This window comes from Rhodococcus sp. NPDC003318, from assembly GCF_042879035.1.
In the GTDB taxonomy this organism is placed as follows: domain Bacteria; phylum Actinomycetota; class Actinomycetes; order Mycobacteriales; family Mycobacteriaceae; genus Rhodococcus_G.
The window spans coordinates 108,334-124,475 of record NZ_JBIAOU010000012.1 but is presented as its reverse complement, the minus strand read 5'-3'; the positions used below and the strand labels follow the sequence as shown (position 1 = coordinate 124,475).

General features: G+C 62.9%; 13 protein-coding genes. 7 read left to right on the top strand and 6 right to left on the bottom strand.

Annotation, left to right across the window (positions count from 1 at the left end; all coding sequences use genetic code 11):
• Positions 1–163: 163 nt before the first annotated feature.
• The 6 genes from ACFYVR_RS19025 to ACFYVR_RS19000 form a co-directional block, all read right to left on the bottom strand.
• Positions 164–1,144 carry an ABC transporter ATP-binding protein gene (locus tag ACFYVR_RS19025; RefSeq protein ID WP_387475961.1) on the bottom strand — a complete coding sequence of 327 codons (981 nt, stop codon included), beginning with the start codon at positions 1,142–1,144 and terminating at the stop codon, positions 164–166.
• Positions 1,134–2,147 (bottom strand): ABC transporter ATP-binding protein, encoded by a 1,014-nt coding sequence (locus tag ACFYVR_RS19020; RefSeq protein ID WP_387475959.1) that lies wholly within the window; start codon positions 2,145–2,147, stop codon positions 1,134–1,136. Before ACFYVR_RS19020 ends, ACFYVR_RS19025 begins: the two co-directional genes overlap by 11 nt.
• Before the next feature lie 60 nt (positions 2,148–2,207).
• Complete coding sequence (locus ACFYVR_RS19015; RefSeq protein WP_387475957.1) at positions 2,208–3,743, bottom strand: ABC transporter substrate-binding protein; 1,536 nt, start codon at positions 3,741–3,743, stop codon at positions 2,208–2,210.
• 358 nt (positions 3,744–4,101) lie between these two features.
• A complete protein-coding gene (locus tag ACFYVR_RS19010) occupies positions 4,102–4,995 on the bottom strand; it encodes an ABC transporter permease (RefSeq protein WP_387475955.1) in 894 nt (297 codons plus the stop codon).
• Entirely contained in the window at positions 4,992–5,945 is a 954-nt protein-coding gene (locus ACFYVR_RS19005; protein ID WP_387475953.1) for an ABC transporter permease, read from the bottom strand. Before ACFYVR_RS19005 ends, ACFYVR_RS19010 begins: the two co-directional genes overlap by 4 nt.
• Before the next feature lie 1,315 nt (positions 5,946–7,260).
• Complete coding sequence (locus ACFYVR_RS19000) at positions 7,261–8,799, bottom strand: ABC transporter substrate-binding protein (protein ID WP_387475950.1); 1,539 nt, start codon at positions 8,797–8,799, stop codon at positions 7,261–7,263.
• A gap of 802 nt (positions 8,800–9,601) precedes the next feature.
• Here ACFYVR_RS19000 and ACFYVR_RS18995 point away from each other — a divergent pair.
• The 7 genes from ACFYVR_RS18995 to ACFYVR_RS18965 all read left to right on the top strand — a co-directional run bounded on the left by ACFYVR_RS18995 (position 9,602) and on the right by ACFYVR_RS18965 (position 16,134).
• Positions 9,602–10,015 (top strand): carboxymuconolactone decarboxylase family protein, encoded by a 414-nt coding sequence (locus tag ACFYVR_RS18995; RefSeq protein WP_387475948.1) that lies wholly within the window; start codon positions 9,602–9,604, stop codon positions 10,013–10,015.
• 24 nt (positions 10,016–10,039) lie between these two features.
• Positions 10,040–10,780 carry an SDR family NAD(P)-dependent oxidoreductase gene (locus ACFYVR_RS18990; RefSeq protein ID WP_387475946.1) on the top strand — a complete coding sequence of 247 codons (741 nt, stop codon included), beginning with the start codon at positions 10,040–10,042 and terminating at the stop codon, positions 10,778–10,780.
• Positions 10,781–11,022: 242 nt separating this feature from the next.
• Complete coding sequence (locus ACFYVR_RS18985; RefSeq protein WP_387475944.1) at positions 11,023–11,217, top strand: ferredoxin; 195 nt, start codon at positions 11,023–11,025, stop codon at positions 11,215–11,217.
• 49 nt (positions 11,218–11,266) lie between these two features.
• Complete coding sequence (locus tag ACFYVR_RS18980) at positions 11,267–12,496, top strand: cytochrome P450 (RefSeq protein ID WP_387475942.1); 1,230 nt, start codon at positions 11,267–11,269, stop codon at positions 12,494–12,496.
• Positions 12,497–12,797: 301 nt separating this feature from the next.
• Entirely contained in the window at positions 12,798–13,562 is a 765-nt protein-coding gene (locus ACFYVR_RS18975; RefSeq protein WP_387475940.1) for a VOC family protein, read from the top strand.
• A gap of 20 nt (positions 13,563–13,582) precedes the next feature.
• Positions 13,583–15,181, top strand: coding sequence for a flavin-containing monooxygenase (locus ACFYVR_RS18970; protein ID WP_387475938.1), 1,599 nt, complete (start codon positions 13,583–13,585; stop codon positions 15,179–15,181).
• Positions 15,178–16,134, top strand: coding sequence for an SDR family NAD(P)-dependent oxidoreductase (locus tag ACFYVR_RS18965; RefSeq protein ID WP_387475936.1), 957 nt, complete (start codon positions 15,178–15,180; stop codon positions 16,132–16,134). The genes ACFYVR_RS18970 and ACFYVR_RS18965 overlap by 4 nt, the downstream gene beginning before the upstream one ends.
• Positions 16,135–16,142: the final 8 nt, after the last annotated feature.

The window sequence follows — 16,142 nt, the reverse complement described above, 5'->3', positions numbered from 1 at the left end:
GACCCCCCGCGCCCCCCCCCCGCCCCCCCGCCCCCCCCCCCCCGCCCGCCCCCCCCCCCCCCCCCGCCGCGGGGGGGGGGGGGCCCCCCCCCCCCCCCCCGCGCCGTGCGGCAGTTGTCCTGCACGCGGTATTCTCGTGGATCCGCCAATTGTCAGACGTGCCCTAGACCAACGGGAAGTGGCAGGCCGCAAACTGTCCCGGGCGAACCTCGCGCATCACAGGTTCCTCCTCGGCGCACTTCTCCTGTGCAAAGGGGCAACGTGACCTGAAACGGCAACCCGCGGGCGGACGCAAGGGAGACGGGATGTCTCCCTGCAGTGCAGGACCAGCGAATCCCTTTTCAGGATCGGTCAACGGAACCGAATCGAGCAGTGCACGAGTGTAGGGATGCGCCGGCTTGTCGTACACCTCGACGGAGTCGCCGAACTCGCACACCTTGCCCAAGTACATCACCAGCACGTTGTCGCTGATCGTCCGCACCACACCCAGATCGTGGGCGATGAAGATGATGGTCAGATCGAATTCCTTCTTGAGGTCCTCGAGAAGGTTCAGAATCTGAGCTTGCACCGATACATCCAGGGCCGATACCGGCTCGTCGCAGATCAGCAGACGTGGGTTGAGCGCGAGCGCTCGACCGATGGCCAGGCGCTGGGCCTGACCACCGCTGAGTTGACGAGGCAGCATCGAGGAGAACCGCTCGCTGGGCAGACCCACCTGCGCCAGCACCGTTTTCGATGCTTCGGCTTGGTCGTCATCAGAGGCGCCCGCGATTGCAAGGCCTTCGGTGACGATGTCCTTCACGGCGCGACGCGGATTGAGCGATGCGACAGGATCCTGGAAGATCATCTGCATCTCTCGCCGCAGCTCGCGCATCCGCTTCTCGGGCAGATCCTCAATCCACTTTTCGTCGTAGCGGATTCGGCCGCCGGCTATGGAGTCGAGACGAAGCACGGCACGACCGGTCGTGGACTTTCCACACCCTGACTCACCGACGATTCCGAGTGTCTCGCCTTTGCGGACGTCGAAGCTGATACCCGCGACGGCCTTGAACGACCCTCCTTTCGTCCGGTACTCGACTTCAAGGTCCTGAACGCTGAGAAGCGTGTCTTCTCCACGCAGGTGCGCAGTTCCGCTACCGGCCACGGGATGTACCTCCGACTGATGAAAGTGGTTGATCTGAGACGGGATTAAGGCAGGCGAACTGGTGATCAGGACCGACGGAGGTCATCGTGAGTCCCGGCTCGGAGCATTCCGCCAACGCCGCCTCGCATCGAGGGGCGAACCGGCACCCCTCCGGTGGATCAGTCGGAGAGGGCAGCGAGCCCGCAATCAGGTTCAGCGGTGCATGGCGGTCGTGGTCGATCGTCGGGGTTGCCCCGAGCAGTGCATGCGTGTACCGGTGGCGGGGCGAGTTGAACACTTCTCTCGTCGACCCGACCTCGGCCAGTTTGCCTGCGTACATGACCGCGACACGGTCGGTGCGCCCGGCGACCACCGCGAGGTCGTGACTGATCAGCATCAACGACATTCCACGCTCGGTCTGCACCTTCCGCAGGAGATCGAGGATCTGCCGTTGGATCGTCACATCGAGAGCTGTGGTCGGCTCGTCGGCGATGAGTAGGTCCGGCTCGCACGCGAGCGCAATGGCGATCATCACGCGCTGGCGCATCCCGCCCGAGAGCTCGTGCGGATAGTTACGCAGTCGCTGCTCGGGGTCGGGAACCCCCACCTCTTGGAGAAGGGTGAGCGCGCGGCTGTCCGCCTCGGAACGCGAGACACCGAGATGTCTCCGAATTCCCTCGGTGAGCTGGCGTTCGATGCGGACCACGGGATTGAGCGAACGACCAGGATCCTGAAACACCATCGCGATCTGCTTCCCCCACACCTCCTCCCGCTCCTTCTGCCGGAGAGACATGAGGTCCCGTCCCTGGAAGTACACCTCGCCGGTCGTGGAAGCATGGCTCGGCATCAGCCCCATGATGGCCCGTGCCATCACCGACTTCCCCGAGCCGGACTCGCCTACCACGCCGAGAGCCTCCGACACAGCGACGTCGAAGGACACACCGTCGACCGCTTTCACGACACCGCGAGGTGAACCGATGTAAGTGTGGAGGTTGCGTACCTGAAGGACCGGGTTGTCGGCCATGGTCTCAATGCCTTTCGCTGGGCAGAGCTGAGGAGGCTCGTCGCCGCGTGTTTCTGATGATCAGTTCTGGAGCCAGAGCGTTTCGGGGAGCACCGACCCCATCCCGTACTGCACGACACCGCCGACGTTGTTGTTGGCGAGGACCGCCGGGGCGGCACGGGTGTAGAAGATGAGCGGGTACAGCTCGGCCAGGCGCTTCTGGACTACCTCGTACGCTGCATCACGATCAGACTCGGACTGGGAGGACAGGCCCTTGTCCAGTGCCTCGTCGAGCTGGGGATCAGCGATGCCGCTGTAGTTTCCGGTGGAGGTGCTGTGGAGACCGAACCACAGACGCGGCTCGGGATCACTGAACATCAACCCGGCGACCAAGGACTCGTAGTCCTTCTGCGCCATGATCTGCCCCAGCTGGGCCAGGTCGATCGTCCGCAGGTTGATCTTGATGTTCTTGTACGTGCTCAGCTGCGTCTGGATCGCCTCACCCACAGCCCTGTTTGCCGGGTACAGCGACAGCGTGAACTCCAGCGGCTTGCCCTCTGCCGCCAGTTCGTCGAGGAGGCGCTGAGCCTCGGCCCGGTTCTGCTCTGCGAGCGGGATGTCCTTGTAGAACGGAGAAGACTCGTCGAACAGGGTGTGCGGCAACTCTGCGGCACCCTCGAAGGCCGCGTTGTTGATGCCATCGAGGTCGAGTGCGGTGGCAAAGGCCTTGCGTGCCCGGACGTCGTTGAACGGTGCCCGGGTGGTGTTCAGAGCCAGATCCGTCCCGCCGCCGAGGGGAACGACCGCGTTCTGCAGGCCGGCGTTCCTCGCCTTGTCGACGTTCGACCAGATGCCTTCGACGGAGAGGTCGGCGCCGCCGCTGACGAGGGTGTTGTACCGCTGGTCGGCGTCGCCGATTGCGCGGATTTCGAGCTTGTCCAGGTACGGGAGCGGCGCGTCGTAGTACTTCGCGTTGCGGGTGAGCTTGATGACGTCCTGACGCGACCACTGCTCGAGCGTGTACGGTCCCGCACCGATCGGGTTGGAGTCGATGGACTGCTGCCCGCCCTGCAGTGAGGCAGGGGAGGCGATCCAGTTCATCGACGTTTCCACAATTGCATTGGCGAAGTTCGGGACCGGATTGACCAGGGTCACCTCGAGGGTGCGGTCGTCGACGACGCGGCTGCTCTCGATCAATCTCGCCTGCGGGATGTCCGAGGAGGCGGTCGCCGGGTCCTTGATGTGCTCCCAACCGAACTTGACGGCCTCGGCGTTGAAGGGAGTGCCGTCGGAGAACTGGAGACCGTCGCGCAGGGTGAGGGTGAACGTCTTACCGGCGTCGACTGTGGTGAGGTTTTCCGCCAGTTTGAAGTCGATCTCACCGGTCTCGATGTCGTTCGTCATCAGGGTGCCGTAGAGCGAGTTCCCGAGCACGGGGGAGTTCGCCCACCAGTTCGTGATCTTCGCGGGATCCAGGGTGCGCGGCTCCCACATCTCGATGATCCGACCGGTACCGCCGGTGACCGGGTCGCCGGAGGGACCACCCTCGGCTGAAGTGGTCGAGTTTCCGCTGGCGCAAGCGCTCAGCATGAACATCGCGGCGGCAGCGGCGGCCACTACCGCTCGTTTCCTGGGGATCAAGGGGGTCCTTTCAGGGTCTGGGAGGATGGAAAACCTGGACTGGGAGCTGGTCAGGTCGGTCCTCCCGATCTGGTGTCACTACACCCGAGGGGCGGATGTCAGTCTTCGTTCTGGACCAAGGGGTTCTCTGCTAGTACCGATCCCATCCCGTACTGGGGTGAATGCCGACGTTGTCGCTGGCGACGACAACGTCGGCGGAACCGACGTCGATGGCCGACTCGTCCTGGAAACTCGCGCCTCGTCCCGTGCCGCATCCATCTCGGGGTCGTTGATGTCGCTCTTCGGGATCATGAGCGGTTTTCCTGGTTCGAAACGCCGGAGTTCATCGGTTGGATCAGTCCTGCATGGTGCGATCGAAACGCAGGCGCAGGTGATCGCCGATCTGGTTCAGAGCGTAGACGGTGAGGAAGATGATCATCGAGGGGACGAACACGATGTGAGGAGACGTTGCAATAGAGGACTTGCCGTCGTTGATCATTCCGCCCCAGCTGGGCTGCGGCGGCGGCAGACCCAGGCCGAGGAAGCTCAGCGATCCCTCGGCCACGATGAGTGCCGCGATCACGATGGGGAAGAAGGCCCCCAGGGACGGAAGAACGTTCGGCAGGATCTCCTTGAGCAGAATCCTGGAGTTGCTTGCACCGAGATTCTTGGCTGCGCGCACGAACTCACGTGACGACCAGGAGATCGTCGTGGCGCGTGCCAGGCGAATGAAGGACGGCACGGTGACCAGGGTCAGTCCGACGAGAATCGTCTGAACGCTCGGGGTGAGGATCGAGGACAGCGCGAGCAGCAGGATCAGGGGAGGGAAGGCCAGCATCGCGTCGCCGAGAAGAGAGACGACGGAATCGACCTTCCGGCCGAAGTATCCGGCGACCATGCCGAGAGTCGTGCCGATCGTAAGTCCTGCGAGGCCGGCGATTGTGCCGACCACGAGCGAGACCCGTGCACCGTAGATGCAGCGCGAGAGGATGGACCTGCCATAACTGTCGGTTCCGAGCCACAGGTCGATGGAGCTGAAGCTGGGCGGAAGTCTGGATGGGCCCACAGGTTCCGCGTAATCGGCTATTGGGAGGAAGTTTGCAGTGATTGCAAGGATGACGACCAACGCGAGCCAGAAGTACGCCAGCCAGACAATGACCGAGTGCCTCTTCTTCTTGACCCGAACGACGGGCTTCTCCACTGCTGGCTCGACTTCGGGAACCTTGTCTACCGAGGGACTGATAGTCATGCGCGAACCGCCTTGCGAACTCGTGGGTCGAGGAATCCGTAGCTGAAATCGACGAGCATGTTGACGACGACGTAGACGAGGGCCACGAACACCACGATGCCTTGAACCGTGATCACGTCACGAACCGTGATGGAGGACGAAACCAACTGTCCGAGACCGGGGAGCCCGAACAGGATCTCCACCACCACCGTCCCGCCGATGAGACGGCCGAGGCTGATGCCTGCCACCGTGATCAACGAGAACGACGAGGGTCGCAGGGCGTGCCGGAACATGACGTACTTGCTCGACATGCCCTTGGCGCGTGCGGCCGATACGAATTCCTCTCGCAGCGTGCTGACAAGATCGGTTCGCAGAAGTCGTTGGAAGGTTGCAATCTCGACGAACGCAATGGCGAGCGCCGGGAGGAACGCGCTTTGAAGATTGGCGCCGAGCCCCTCGCTGATGCGGGACCAACCCGAGACGGGGAACCACCCCAACTTCAATGCGAAGTAGTAGATCAGAAGGGGGCCGGCAATGAATGCCGGGATTGCGAGGAACACGGAGGTGACGGCGCTGATGCCGCGGTCGACCGGCCTTCCCGATGTGGCGGCGGCGATCACCGCGAGAATGATCGAGATCGTCAGGGCAATCAGTAGCCCGAGGAAGGCAAGCTCGAGAGTTACGGGAAGTCGATCGAGAATTGCCTGTGTTACGTCCTGGCCCGTCACAGGCGATGTCCCGAGATCGCCCGTCAGCGCAGAACGAAGCCAGTCGGCGTACTGCTGCCACAGAGGCTGATCAAGGCCGAGCTCCGCGTTGAGTTCGGCGACGGCCTCCGGAGTGGCGTTTTCACCTAGGATCACCTGTGCTGCGGAGCCGGGAGCCAAACTGAGCAGGGAGACGGTCGCGACCGTCACCAGGAAGAGGACGAGAAGACTTCGTCCAGCCCGTTTCGAGAGTGTGAGCACCATAGCGTTCGCCTAAGGCCCTTTCCATAGTGGTGCATGGAATGTCGTGTGTTGTGCAGATGTGAGCGCAGACCGTGGGTTTCGGCTGTGGTACACGATGTGGTGTGCGGGAGGCTCTCAGGGTTGCTCCGGATCGATGCCAAGCCGTCTGGTGCTCCGCGCGCAGTCGTTGCTTGCGAGCGAGGAGCAGAGATGGCGCGTGCATGGGCCCGCTTGTGGCGGCGCTGGGTGTACCCAGGCGTCCACTGCCGTGAGAGTCTCCGTTCACTAAGTATACTAAGTCCTAGATCACATCTTGCAAGCACCAATTTCTGAAGCGAGGGAGTGGCCTGTCTGCTAGCTCGAAGTCGACTTCCTGCTCGGCGCAACGTCAGGTCTTCGGCAACGCTACGAGGGCACTGTGGACCTCGAAGCAATCTCTTGTAACGCAGAAGTATTCGTGGTCCGGCCGCCTTGATGGAAGCGACGGGAGTCAGGCCACCGTCGAAGGCGATCTGCAGGCGCTCCTCGGTATCGTTGGCTACGCCTACCGACTGATTCGCGGTGTTGCCCGAATGCCATGCTCCGTCGTTCAGAGGCTCAAAACTCTTCGGATGCAACGCTGTTCCAGGGCAGGGCGCATGTCGTCAGGGTAGGGCTCTCGATCCGCGTCTCCCTGGGGCCAGCGGGCTCGAGGCGACCATGGATGAGTGGGTTCCGGTTGAGTCCCTGCAGCGTTGGGGCAACCGTACTCCGGCCCGGTCCGCCTTCTGAAAGGCCGTTCTGGCCGGTTCCTACCGCTGGCATCCGAGTGCGAGGGACCGAAGTCCCTTGGCTTCCCGCGAGTGCGGATCGCGGTCGGCCTCGACGATGCTGTTCGGGTTGACCGTGATTGCCGGCTGACCGCAGGCGCTGGCAGCGGCTGGGACGACTGGCGGGCGTACCGCTGTCTGTTCTGGACACACGCCTCTTTTCGAAGTGGACCGGGCCGCTCTGGTTGACGACTAGACGCGTCCGGACCACGCGGCACCCTCCGAGTGCAGGTGTGGCCTGGACCACAGAAAGTATAGAGGTGCAGGTTCCGGTGTTCAACATTTGAAGCAGTGTGTGCGGCGACCGAGGAAACATCGACGACCTCGTTCACCTATCTGATCCCGACGAGGACGAAAGACCGCCTGGTCCGGGATGGGAGTCGTGGCTCTTCGAAGGGCGCTCACCGACCCTCACCACCCGATGACAGCCGAAAACCGGCGGTCCGGGCAATGCACCGCGGACCGCCGGTCGGCGATGACGCACCAGCTCCGGGAGGGGGCCGGAGCCGGTGCGTCCACCTCTACTTCTAAGGCTGGATCCAGAGCGTCTCCGGGAGCACCGAGCCCATCCCGTACTGCTGGATCCCGCCGACGTTGCCGTTCGCGATCACACCGGGAGCGGCACGGGTGTAGAAGATGACGGGGTTCAGCTCGACCAGACGCTTCTGCACCGTCTCGTACGCTGCCGTCCGTTCCGCCACGTCAGTGGACGTACGTCCCTTCTCCAACGCTGCATCCAGTTCTGCATCCTTGATGCCGCTGGTGTTTCCGCTGGAGGCGCTGTGGAACGAGAACCACAGGCGCGGCTCGGGATCGGCGAAGGCCACTGTGCTCACCAGGGTGTCGTAGTCCTTCTGCCCCATGATCTGACCGACCTGAGCCACGTCGACGGTACGGACGTTGACCGTGATGTTCTTGAACGTGCTCAGCTGCGTCTGGATCGCCTCGCCCACAGCCTTGGTGGCCGGGTAGAGCGACATGGTGAAGTTGAGGGGCTTGCCCTCTGCCGCCAGTTCGTCGAGGAGACGCTGAGCCTCGGCGCGGTCCTGCTCTGCGAGCGGGATGTCCTTGTAGAACGGAGAAGACTCGTCGAACAGTGTCGTCGGCAGCTCGGCGGCGCCGTCGTAGACCGCGTTGTTGATCCCCTCGAGATCGAGTGCGATCGCGAACGCCTTACGTGCCCGGACGTCGTCGAACGGTGCCCGGGTGGTGTTCAGCACCAATGAGGTCCCGCCGCCGAGGGGAACGACCGAGTTCTGCAGGCCGGCGCTGTTCGCCTTCTCGATGTTCTTCCAGTTGCCTTCGAGGGAGAGGTCGGCGCCGCCGCTGACGAGGGTGTTGTACCGCTGGTCGGCGTCGCCGATTGCGCGGATCTCGAGCTTGTCCAGGTAGGGGCGCGGCGCGTCGTAGTACTTCGCGTTGCGGGTGAGCTTGATGACGTCCTGACGCGACCACTGCTCGAGCGTGTACGGTCCCGCACCGATCGGGTTGGAGTCGATGGACTGCTGGCCGCCCTGCAACGAGGCAGGGGAGGCGATCCAGTTCATCCCGGTCTGCAAGATGGCATTGGCGAAGTTCGGGACCGGTTCGACCAGGGTCACCTCGAGGGTGCGGTCGTCGACAACGCGGCTGCTCTCGACCAGTGCTGCTTGCGTCCTGTCAGCGGAGGCGGTCGCCGGGTCCTTGATGTGATCCCAGCCGAACTTGACGGCCTCGGCATTGAAGGGAGTGCCGTCGGAGAACTGGACACCGTTGCGGAGGGTGAGGGTGAACGTCTTGCCCCCATCTGCCGTCGAAAAGTCCTCTGCCAGTTTGTATTCGATGTCGCTGCTGTTCGGCTTGTCGGTCATCAGGGTGCCGTACAGCGCATTACCGAGAACCGGCGAGTTGGCCCAGGAATTGGCGATCAGGGCCGGGTCGAGGCTGCGGGGTTCGGCCTGTTCGATGATATGGCCGGTCCCTCCGCTGACCGGGTCGCCGGAGGGGCCGCCAGCGGCGGCGGTGTCGGTGGAGTTAGCGCCGCCGCACGCGCTGAGCAGGAGTGCGGTAGCGACTGCGCCCGCCACGAGCACACGTCTTTTCGGGATCACGATGGACCTTTCATGGTTCGAGGGCGAAGGAACCCGGCAGGGGGGCAATCGGCGAGATCGGACCTGTAGGACAGGGTCGAACCGCAGACGCAAGGCGATCGCCGAAGATTGAAGGCGGAGCATGCCACTGGAACGACAGGGACCCCGTCCCCGACGTACCGCATGTCCAGCATGAACACTCCTCACGCGATGGGGATCCCGGTGCACGCCTACACTGGACACCAATGTGATCACCCTCACCTGTTACCTCGATAACATAGTGTTCTATCTCCAGGTTGGCAAGAGTAGAATCCGGGCAGTTTGCGAGGTGTCCGCCGATCGGGCCGCACTCTCTCATTCCGATTGTATGGAACGGTCGTTCCACTGGCCAGCAGCCCGACGGCCGCCCGTCGAGCGCTTGGCAGTATGCCGCAACAGGGTGACGTGCGCCCTCGCGGGCCCTCGGTGCCCTGTCTGGTGTGGCGCCGACACGGTGGCCGAATCGCTGAGCACTGACGAAATCAACTATGACACTGGGTTGGTCGCGCTGACTACCGGATGAATCCATCGCCGGCCGCCGTTCGCGATCCGTCTCGGAATCCGCATATCCGGGCATTGCCAGTGCTCGCCGTTCTCCCGTAGGGTCAAACCAATCGTCAACTCGACCGATCGGACTAAAAAACTGCCACGGCTGCTCGGGTCGCGCTATGGATGCGTCCCGGCCCTCAGCGTGGTGGTTGCGATCGCAGGGTGATCGATCGGCAACTACGGCGCGCTACATGAGTAGGAGTTTTTCGCGATGAAGGACAGTGGTTCCTCTGAGCACAACCAGCCGACCGACCTGCGTGCCCTCGGGCTGGAGACCATGCGCTCGGTGGTACCCGGTATGCCCGACGCAGGCGACGTGAATCTCTGCGACGGGCGACTCGGTGAGGAGCTGGTCGAGATCGGCCTGATCAACGTGTGGGCCGCTCTCTGGGCTCGCGAGGGCCTTGTCAGGAGGGATCGCAGCCTGGTGACTCTGGGAATTCTCATAGCGCTGGGCGCGGAAGACGAGCTCAAGAGTCATGTTCGAATCGGACTGGGCAACGGATTGACCCGGGACGAGATTGCCGAAGTCATTTACCACGCTAGCGGCTATGCGGGCTTCCCCCGAGCGATGGCAGCCAGAAAGGCAGCACGAGAGGCGCTTGGGGAAGTAACGGATGCCTGAATTCGATCACGAGGAAGTAGGGAAATGATGTCACTCAAGGGAAAGAATGCGGTTGTGACCGGCGGTGGCCGCGGGCTGGGACGGGCTATCGCCTCCGTTCTGGCTGCGCAGGGCGCGGCGGTCGCGGTGTGGGATCTCAACGCGGAGGGCGCACAGGAGACTGTCGCGGCGATCACCGCCGCAGGCGGACGAGCGATCGCCGTCGCAGGTGATGCGGCCGATGCCGCGGCGGTTGCGGATGCAGCCGACCGCACGAGGCAGCAGTTGGGAGCGATCAACATTCTCGTCAACAACGCCGGTATCACCAATTACGTGCCCTTCACGGATCTCACCGAGGAGGCGTGGGACCACATGATACGGATCAACCTGAAGGGGCCCTACCTGGTCACGCGCGCCCTCGTTCCCGACATGCTCGAGGGTGGGTGGGGTCGGATCGTCAACATCTCCTCGTCCTCCGCGCAGACCGGTGCGCCGGCGCTGGGCCACTACGCGGCGTCGAAGGGTGGTGTCATCGGGTTCACCAAGGCGCTCGCCATCGAGTTCGCCGGCAAGGGAATCACGGTGAACAACGTGCCGCCCGGGTTCGTGGACACTCCCTTGCTCCGTGAGGGTTTCGATTTGGACTCGGTGGCTGCGAAGATGCCGATGAAGCGTCCGGGGAAGCCGGAGGACATCGCCTACGCGGTGGCCTATTTGGTGTCGGAGGAGGCCGCGTACGTGACCGGGCAGACGCTCAGTGTCAATGGTGGTCGGTACCTCGTGTGAGTTCCGCTCCGTAGGTTGGGATTCGATCGACACATGCGGCACAGCCAGCAGTTGATTTGAATGACCGGTCGAGATATGATCGTAGTCACATTCGTTCGCCAGTGAATACCGGGCCCAGTGATGCCCGGCTGCTGGAGTTCGGTGCGCCAGGCAGGGTCGCGTGAGTGAAATCAAGTGCGTCCCGTGGTGCGGGGATCGCCGCGCTCGCGGTTCTCTATGGCTGAAACAGTACGAGGAGAGTCATGAAGATTGTGATCGACGAGGAGAAGTGCGTCGCTGCCGGACAGTGCGTCGCTGCAGCGGGGGAGGTGTTCGATCAGCGCGACGAGGATGGAATCGTCGTGCTGCTCAACCCTTCTCCCTCTGCTGAGTTGGCGGAGGATGTCCGTCATGCGGCTGCGGTATGCCCGGCTCTCGCCATTGCCATCGAGGAATAGTCGCGCTCCCGCGATGTAGTGCGTAGAAGACTAGAGATAGAGGACGCATATGAATGAGACCGTCAAGGCTGCGGACCAGGTCGAGTTTCCGATGGCCAGGTCGCAGGAGTGCCCGTTTGCGCCGCCCCCGGAGCTTCTCGAGCTGCACAAGGAAGACAAGCCGCTTCGCCGAGTACGGACGTGGGACGGCAACACGCCCTGGCTCGTGACCGGATATGCGGCAGGGCGTGAGATCCTGACCGACCCGCGGGTGAGTTCGAACGTGTGGCGCCCGGGATACCCGCACACCACGATGGCCATGCAGGCACACGCCGGCCAGACGCTTCCGTCGATCAACAACACCGACGGTGCCGACCATGCTCACTGGCGGCGAATGCTGACGAGCTCCTTCACCCGGCGCCGGATGGAGAAGCTCAGGCCTGCCATTCAGCAGATCACCGACGACCTCATCGATCAGATGCTCGCCGGCCCCAATCCGGCCGAGCTGAACGAGGCCCTGTCGTTGCCGTTGCCGTCGCTGATGATCTGTGAGCTCCTGGGGGTCCCGTACGAGGATCATGATTTCTTCCAGGAGCACGCCGGCGTCACCAATGCGCTGAACAAGACGCCTGAGCAATCCGCTGAAACCTCCGCGACGCTTCGCCGGTACATCGCAGGACTCATCGAGGCGAAGATCAAGAGCCCCGACGAGGATGTCCTGTCCGATCTGGGTAAGCGCGTCCAGGACGGCGAGCTGACGCTCGAGGAGGCATCTCGCCTGGGTCATATCCTCCTTGTCGCCGGGCATGACACCAGCGCCAACATGATCACCCTGGGCACGGCACTGCTGCTGCAGAATGACGAGCAGCTCGCCCTGCTGCGTGAAAAGTCCGACGACGCGAAGTTCGTGACGAACGCGATCGAGGAACTGCTGCGGTACCTGACAATTCCGCATCTGATGGCGAAGCGCGCCGTGATCGATGACATCGAGTTCGGGGGCGAGACGATCCGGGCAGGAGAAGGACTGATCGTCTCCCTGCTTGCAGGGAACTGGGATCCGGAGGCTTTCCCCAATCCCGAAAAGGTGGACCTGGCCCGCCCGGCAGCGCACCACATCACCTTTGGGTGGGGTCCGCACCAGTGCATCGGGCAGCAGTTGGCCCGGATCGAGCTGCATGTCGTCTTCAGCACCCTCTTCCGTCGTATTCCGACACTGCGGCTGGCATGTGATCTCTCCGAGCTGAAGTTCAAGGAAGACTCGCAGGCATACGGGATCTACGAGCTTCCCGTGACCTGGTAGTCGGCCAAAGACGTGTCTTTGCGCATTGATTCATGCGTTCGAGTGCAAGACGGTTGTCAACGCCGCTCGAGCGTCTGAATCCGAGTGAAGGAGAGTACTTGTGTCGGATACTGACACGCAGAATTTCCGTGTAACGCGGCTGTACCATCCCAGTCATCACGTGACCGACCTCCGTGTGGCAGAGGAGTGGTTCGAACGGGTGTTCGGCCGTCCGAGTAGACCCATCTCGGAGATGACCAGTAGCGCTCCGGTGAGCGAGGGCTATCCGACGAACTACTCGATCTTCACCCCGATCAGCGACGTGCTGTTCGACACCATCGACCCGAAACGGTACGTCCTCAACGGCGTTCAGCAGTATGCGGACGTCGACGGGCCGACGCTCAAAGGATTCGGATGGTACGTCGACGGCATCGCCGATGCGTACCGCAGGTTCAAGGAACTGGGCATCGCAATGGTAGGGCAGCAGGGGGAGGTTGCCGACGGTGACAATCCCCCGTCTGCGCCGGGCTCCCCGATGCCCATCTTCTTCACCGTTCCGGAAAGCACAGGCCTGCGGTACGAGTTCCTGCCACAGATTCCGTTCCCCCTGGACCATCGTCTGGCGCCGGGCTGGGAAGTGCCCGCGGTATCCGACGACGACCCGCTCGGCATCGAGCGGGCCTCGCATCACACGATCCTGACCGATCGGCCGGATCGGGCGCTGCGGATGATGGTGGACGGACTTGGCGGCACGGTGATCCACGAGGGTCGCAACGAAGTGCTCAGTGCCACAAGCATCTACGTGCACCTCGCTGACGCGGTCTACGAGTACGCAGTCCCCGATGCAGGCAGTTCGGCCCACGAGGCATGGACGGTCAATGCGCCGAACGACACCTACCACTCAATCACCTGGAAGGTCGAGGATCTCGACCGGGTGGAGCGTCATTTGAAGGAGCAGGGTGTCGACCTTCGGGTTCGCACCGGCGAGGTCATTGTCACCGAACCCGCTACGAGCCTCGGAATCCCGTGGGGATTCACCACCGCACTGACGACCGGCGACCCGCGGAACGCGGGAGCGCATCGATGAGCGACAAGAGGGAAATGTTGATGAGTTCGTTGGATTCGATCACGAACGTCGATGTACTGGTGATCGGTGCCGGAGTCACCGGTATCCACCAGCTGTACCGGGCCCGCGAGGCGGGATTCTCCACCATTGCGTTGGAGGCGGGCGAGGGCGTCGGTGGAGTGTGGTTCTGGAACCGCTACCCGGGTGCGCGGCTGGATTCGGAGAGCTACACCTACGGATACCTGTTCTCCAAGGAACTGTTCGACGGGTGGGAGTGGACCGAGCGGTTCGCCGGTCAGGCCGAGAACGAGCGGTACTTCAACTATGTCGTCGACACGCTCGATCTGCGTCGCCATATCCGGTTCGGTGCTCGTGTGACTTCCGCGGTTTTCGAGGAAGACACGACGACCTGGTTGGTCCACGCGAGTGACGGGTCCGTGGTGCGAGCGCGGTTCCTTGTCGCGGCGACCGGTGTGCTGTCGATTCCGGCGTTCCCGGCGGTGCCGGGCCGAGAAACCTTCCGCGGCGTGTCACATCACACCGGACTGTGGCCGGACGAGCCGGTGGATTTCACGGGCAAGCGGGTTGCCGTCATCGGAACTGGTTCGAGTGGTGTGCAGGTCATCCCGGTCATCGCCGACCAGGTCGAATCGCTCACGGTCTATCAGCGGACACCGAACTGGTGTACTCCACTTGCCAATGAACCGATCTCGACCGAACAGTACGCACAACTCAAGGCCGACTTCGAGCAGATGCGAGACTGCCTGAACGAATCCGCGAGCGGCTTCCTGCATCAGCGTGACTCCCGAAAGGCGTTCGAGGACACCAAGGAAGAACGGTGGGCACACTACGAGAAGATGTGGGTGAGCCCCGGCTTCTCGAAGGTGATCAGCAACTACGCCGACACGATGACCGACTCTGCCGCCAACGAGGACTGGTGCCAGTTCATGGCAGAGAAGATCCGAAGCATCGTCGCTGACCCGGAGACCGCCGAGAAGCTGATCCCCAAGGACCACGGCTGGGCGGCCAAGCGGCCCCCCTTCACGACGGACTACTTCGAGGCGTACAACAACCCGAAGGTCTCGTTGGTTGACATCAAGGAAACTCCGATCACTCGTGTGACGGAGACCGGTATCGAGACTGCCGACGGGCTGCGGGAATTCGACGTCATCGTGTGGGCGTCCGGGTTCGACTTCGGGACAGGTGCGTTGACGAGGCTCGGTGTCCGCGGTCGTGACGGTTTGGCGTTGGAGGATCACTGGGCGGGCGGTCCGCGCACCTTCATGGGCGTCATGTGCCGAGAGTTCCCGAACCTCTTCTTCCCGGGTGGCCCGCATGGTGCGGCCGGCAACAACCCTCGCTACGCAGAGGATCAGGTCGACTTCGTTGCCGACGCGATCGAGTACATGCGCGAGCAGGGGTTCGTGAAGATGGAAGTGCCTGCCGATCTGGAACAGAAATGGAACCAGATGGTCGAAGAACTGGCCGTCCATTCATCATTCGGGGACGGTAGCTACTTCTACGGCACGAACATTCCGGGGAAGGCCCGTAGCTTCCTGCTCAATCCAGGCGGCAGGCCGAAGCTGCGCGAACAGCTGCGCGAGGTCCTGGATTCGAAGTACGCGCGTTTCCTTTCGTGAACCGGCGACCAACAGAGAGCATGGCAATGCAGGAATACAGATTCGACGGCCGTGTTGCAGTGGTGACCGGTGCTGGTCGCGGGATTGGGCGGGCATACGCCCATCTGCTGGGTGATCTCGGCGCGAAGGTCGTCGTGAACGACCTCGGCGGCACGATCGAAGGTTCGGGTTCGGACGCCACTCCTGCACAGATCGTCGCGCAGGAGATCATCGACGCAGGCGGGGTCGCCGTTGCCGATGTCAGCGACATTTCGACTGTGGCGGGCGGCAAGCACGCGATCGACACCGCCCTGGAGAACTTCGGCAGGATCGACATTGTCGTCAACAATGCGGGCAATGTCCGGTTCGGCGGACTGCCCGATGTGGATGCGGACAACATCGAGAACCATCTTGCTGTCCACGTCATGGGCGCGTTCAACACCTCGCACGCCGCGTGGCCGCACATGATCGAGCAGAACTACGGTCGCATCGTCATCACGTCCTCGATCGGGATGTTCGGGCTCCCGGACAACACCGGGTATGCCACTGCGAAGGCAGCTGTCCTCGGTATGGCGAACAGCATGACGCTTTCCGCGGGCGAGCACGACATCAAGATCAACGTGATCGCGCCGAATGCGATGACGAGGATGGGTGGCGCGCCGTCGGACGGGATGGCTCAGATACGCCACAAGACGGACGAGCCGAAGTCCGACATGGATCCTTCGCTCGTCGCGCCCATGGTGGGATACCTTGCCCACGAGGTGTGCAACGTCAGTGGCGAGACCTACCTCGCGGGTGCCGGACGATTCGCGCACCTGTTCTCGGGTGTCACGGAGGGCTACCTGCACCCCGACCCGCACAACGCCGGTATTGCGGATGTCGTCGACAACCTGTCGCAGATCAAGGACCGTACCGGCTACTACACTCCCGACAGTCTCATGGACTGTGTGAAGCACTACATGGCACACCGATGAGGAGGAAC

Bases quoted from the DNA above. Each gene is read 5' to 3' on its own strand.
- ACFYVR_RS19020 (WP_387475959.1), bottom strand. From the start codon at position 2,147: ATGGCCGACAACCCGGTCCTTCAGGTACGCAACCTCCACACTTACATC.
- ACFYVR_RS19010 (WP_387475955.1), bottom strand. From the start codon at position 4,995: ATGACTATCAGTCCCTCGGTAGACAAGGTTCCCGAAGTCGAGCCAGCA.
- ACFYVR_RS19005 (WP_387475953.1), bottom strand. From the start codon at position 5,945: ATGGTGCTCACACTCTCGAAACGGGCTGGACGAAGTCTTCTCGTCCTC.
- ACFYVR_RS18995 (WP_387475948.1), top strand. From the start codon at position 9,602: ATGAAGGACAGTGGTTCCTCTGAGCACAACCAGCCGACCGACCTGCGT.
- ACFYVR_RS18990 (WP_387475946.1), top strand. From the start codon at position 10,040: ATGATGTCACTCAAGGGAAAGAATGCGGTTGTGACCGGCGGTGGCCGC.
- ACFYVR_RS18985 (WP_387475944.1), top strand. From the start codon at position 11,023: ATGAAGATTGTGATCGACGAGGAGAAGTGCGTCGCTGCCGGACAGTGC.
- ACFYVR_RS18980 (WP_387475942.1), top strand. From the start codon at position 11,267: ATGAATGAGACCGTCAAGGCTGCGGACCAGGTCGAGTTTCCGATGGCC.
- ACFYVR_RS18970 (WP_387475938.1), top strand. From the start codon at position 13,583: ATGAGTTCGTTGGATTCGATCACGAACGTCGATGTACTGGTGATCGGT.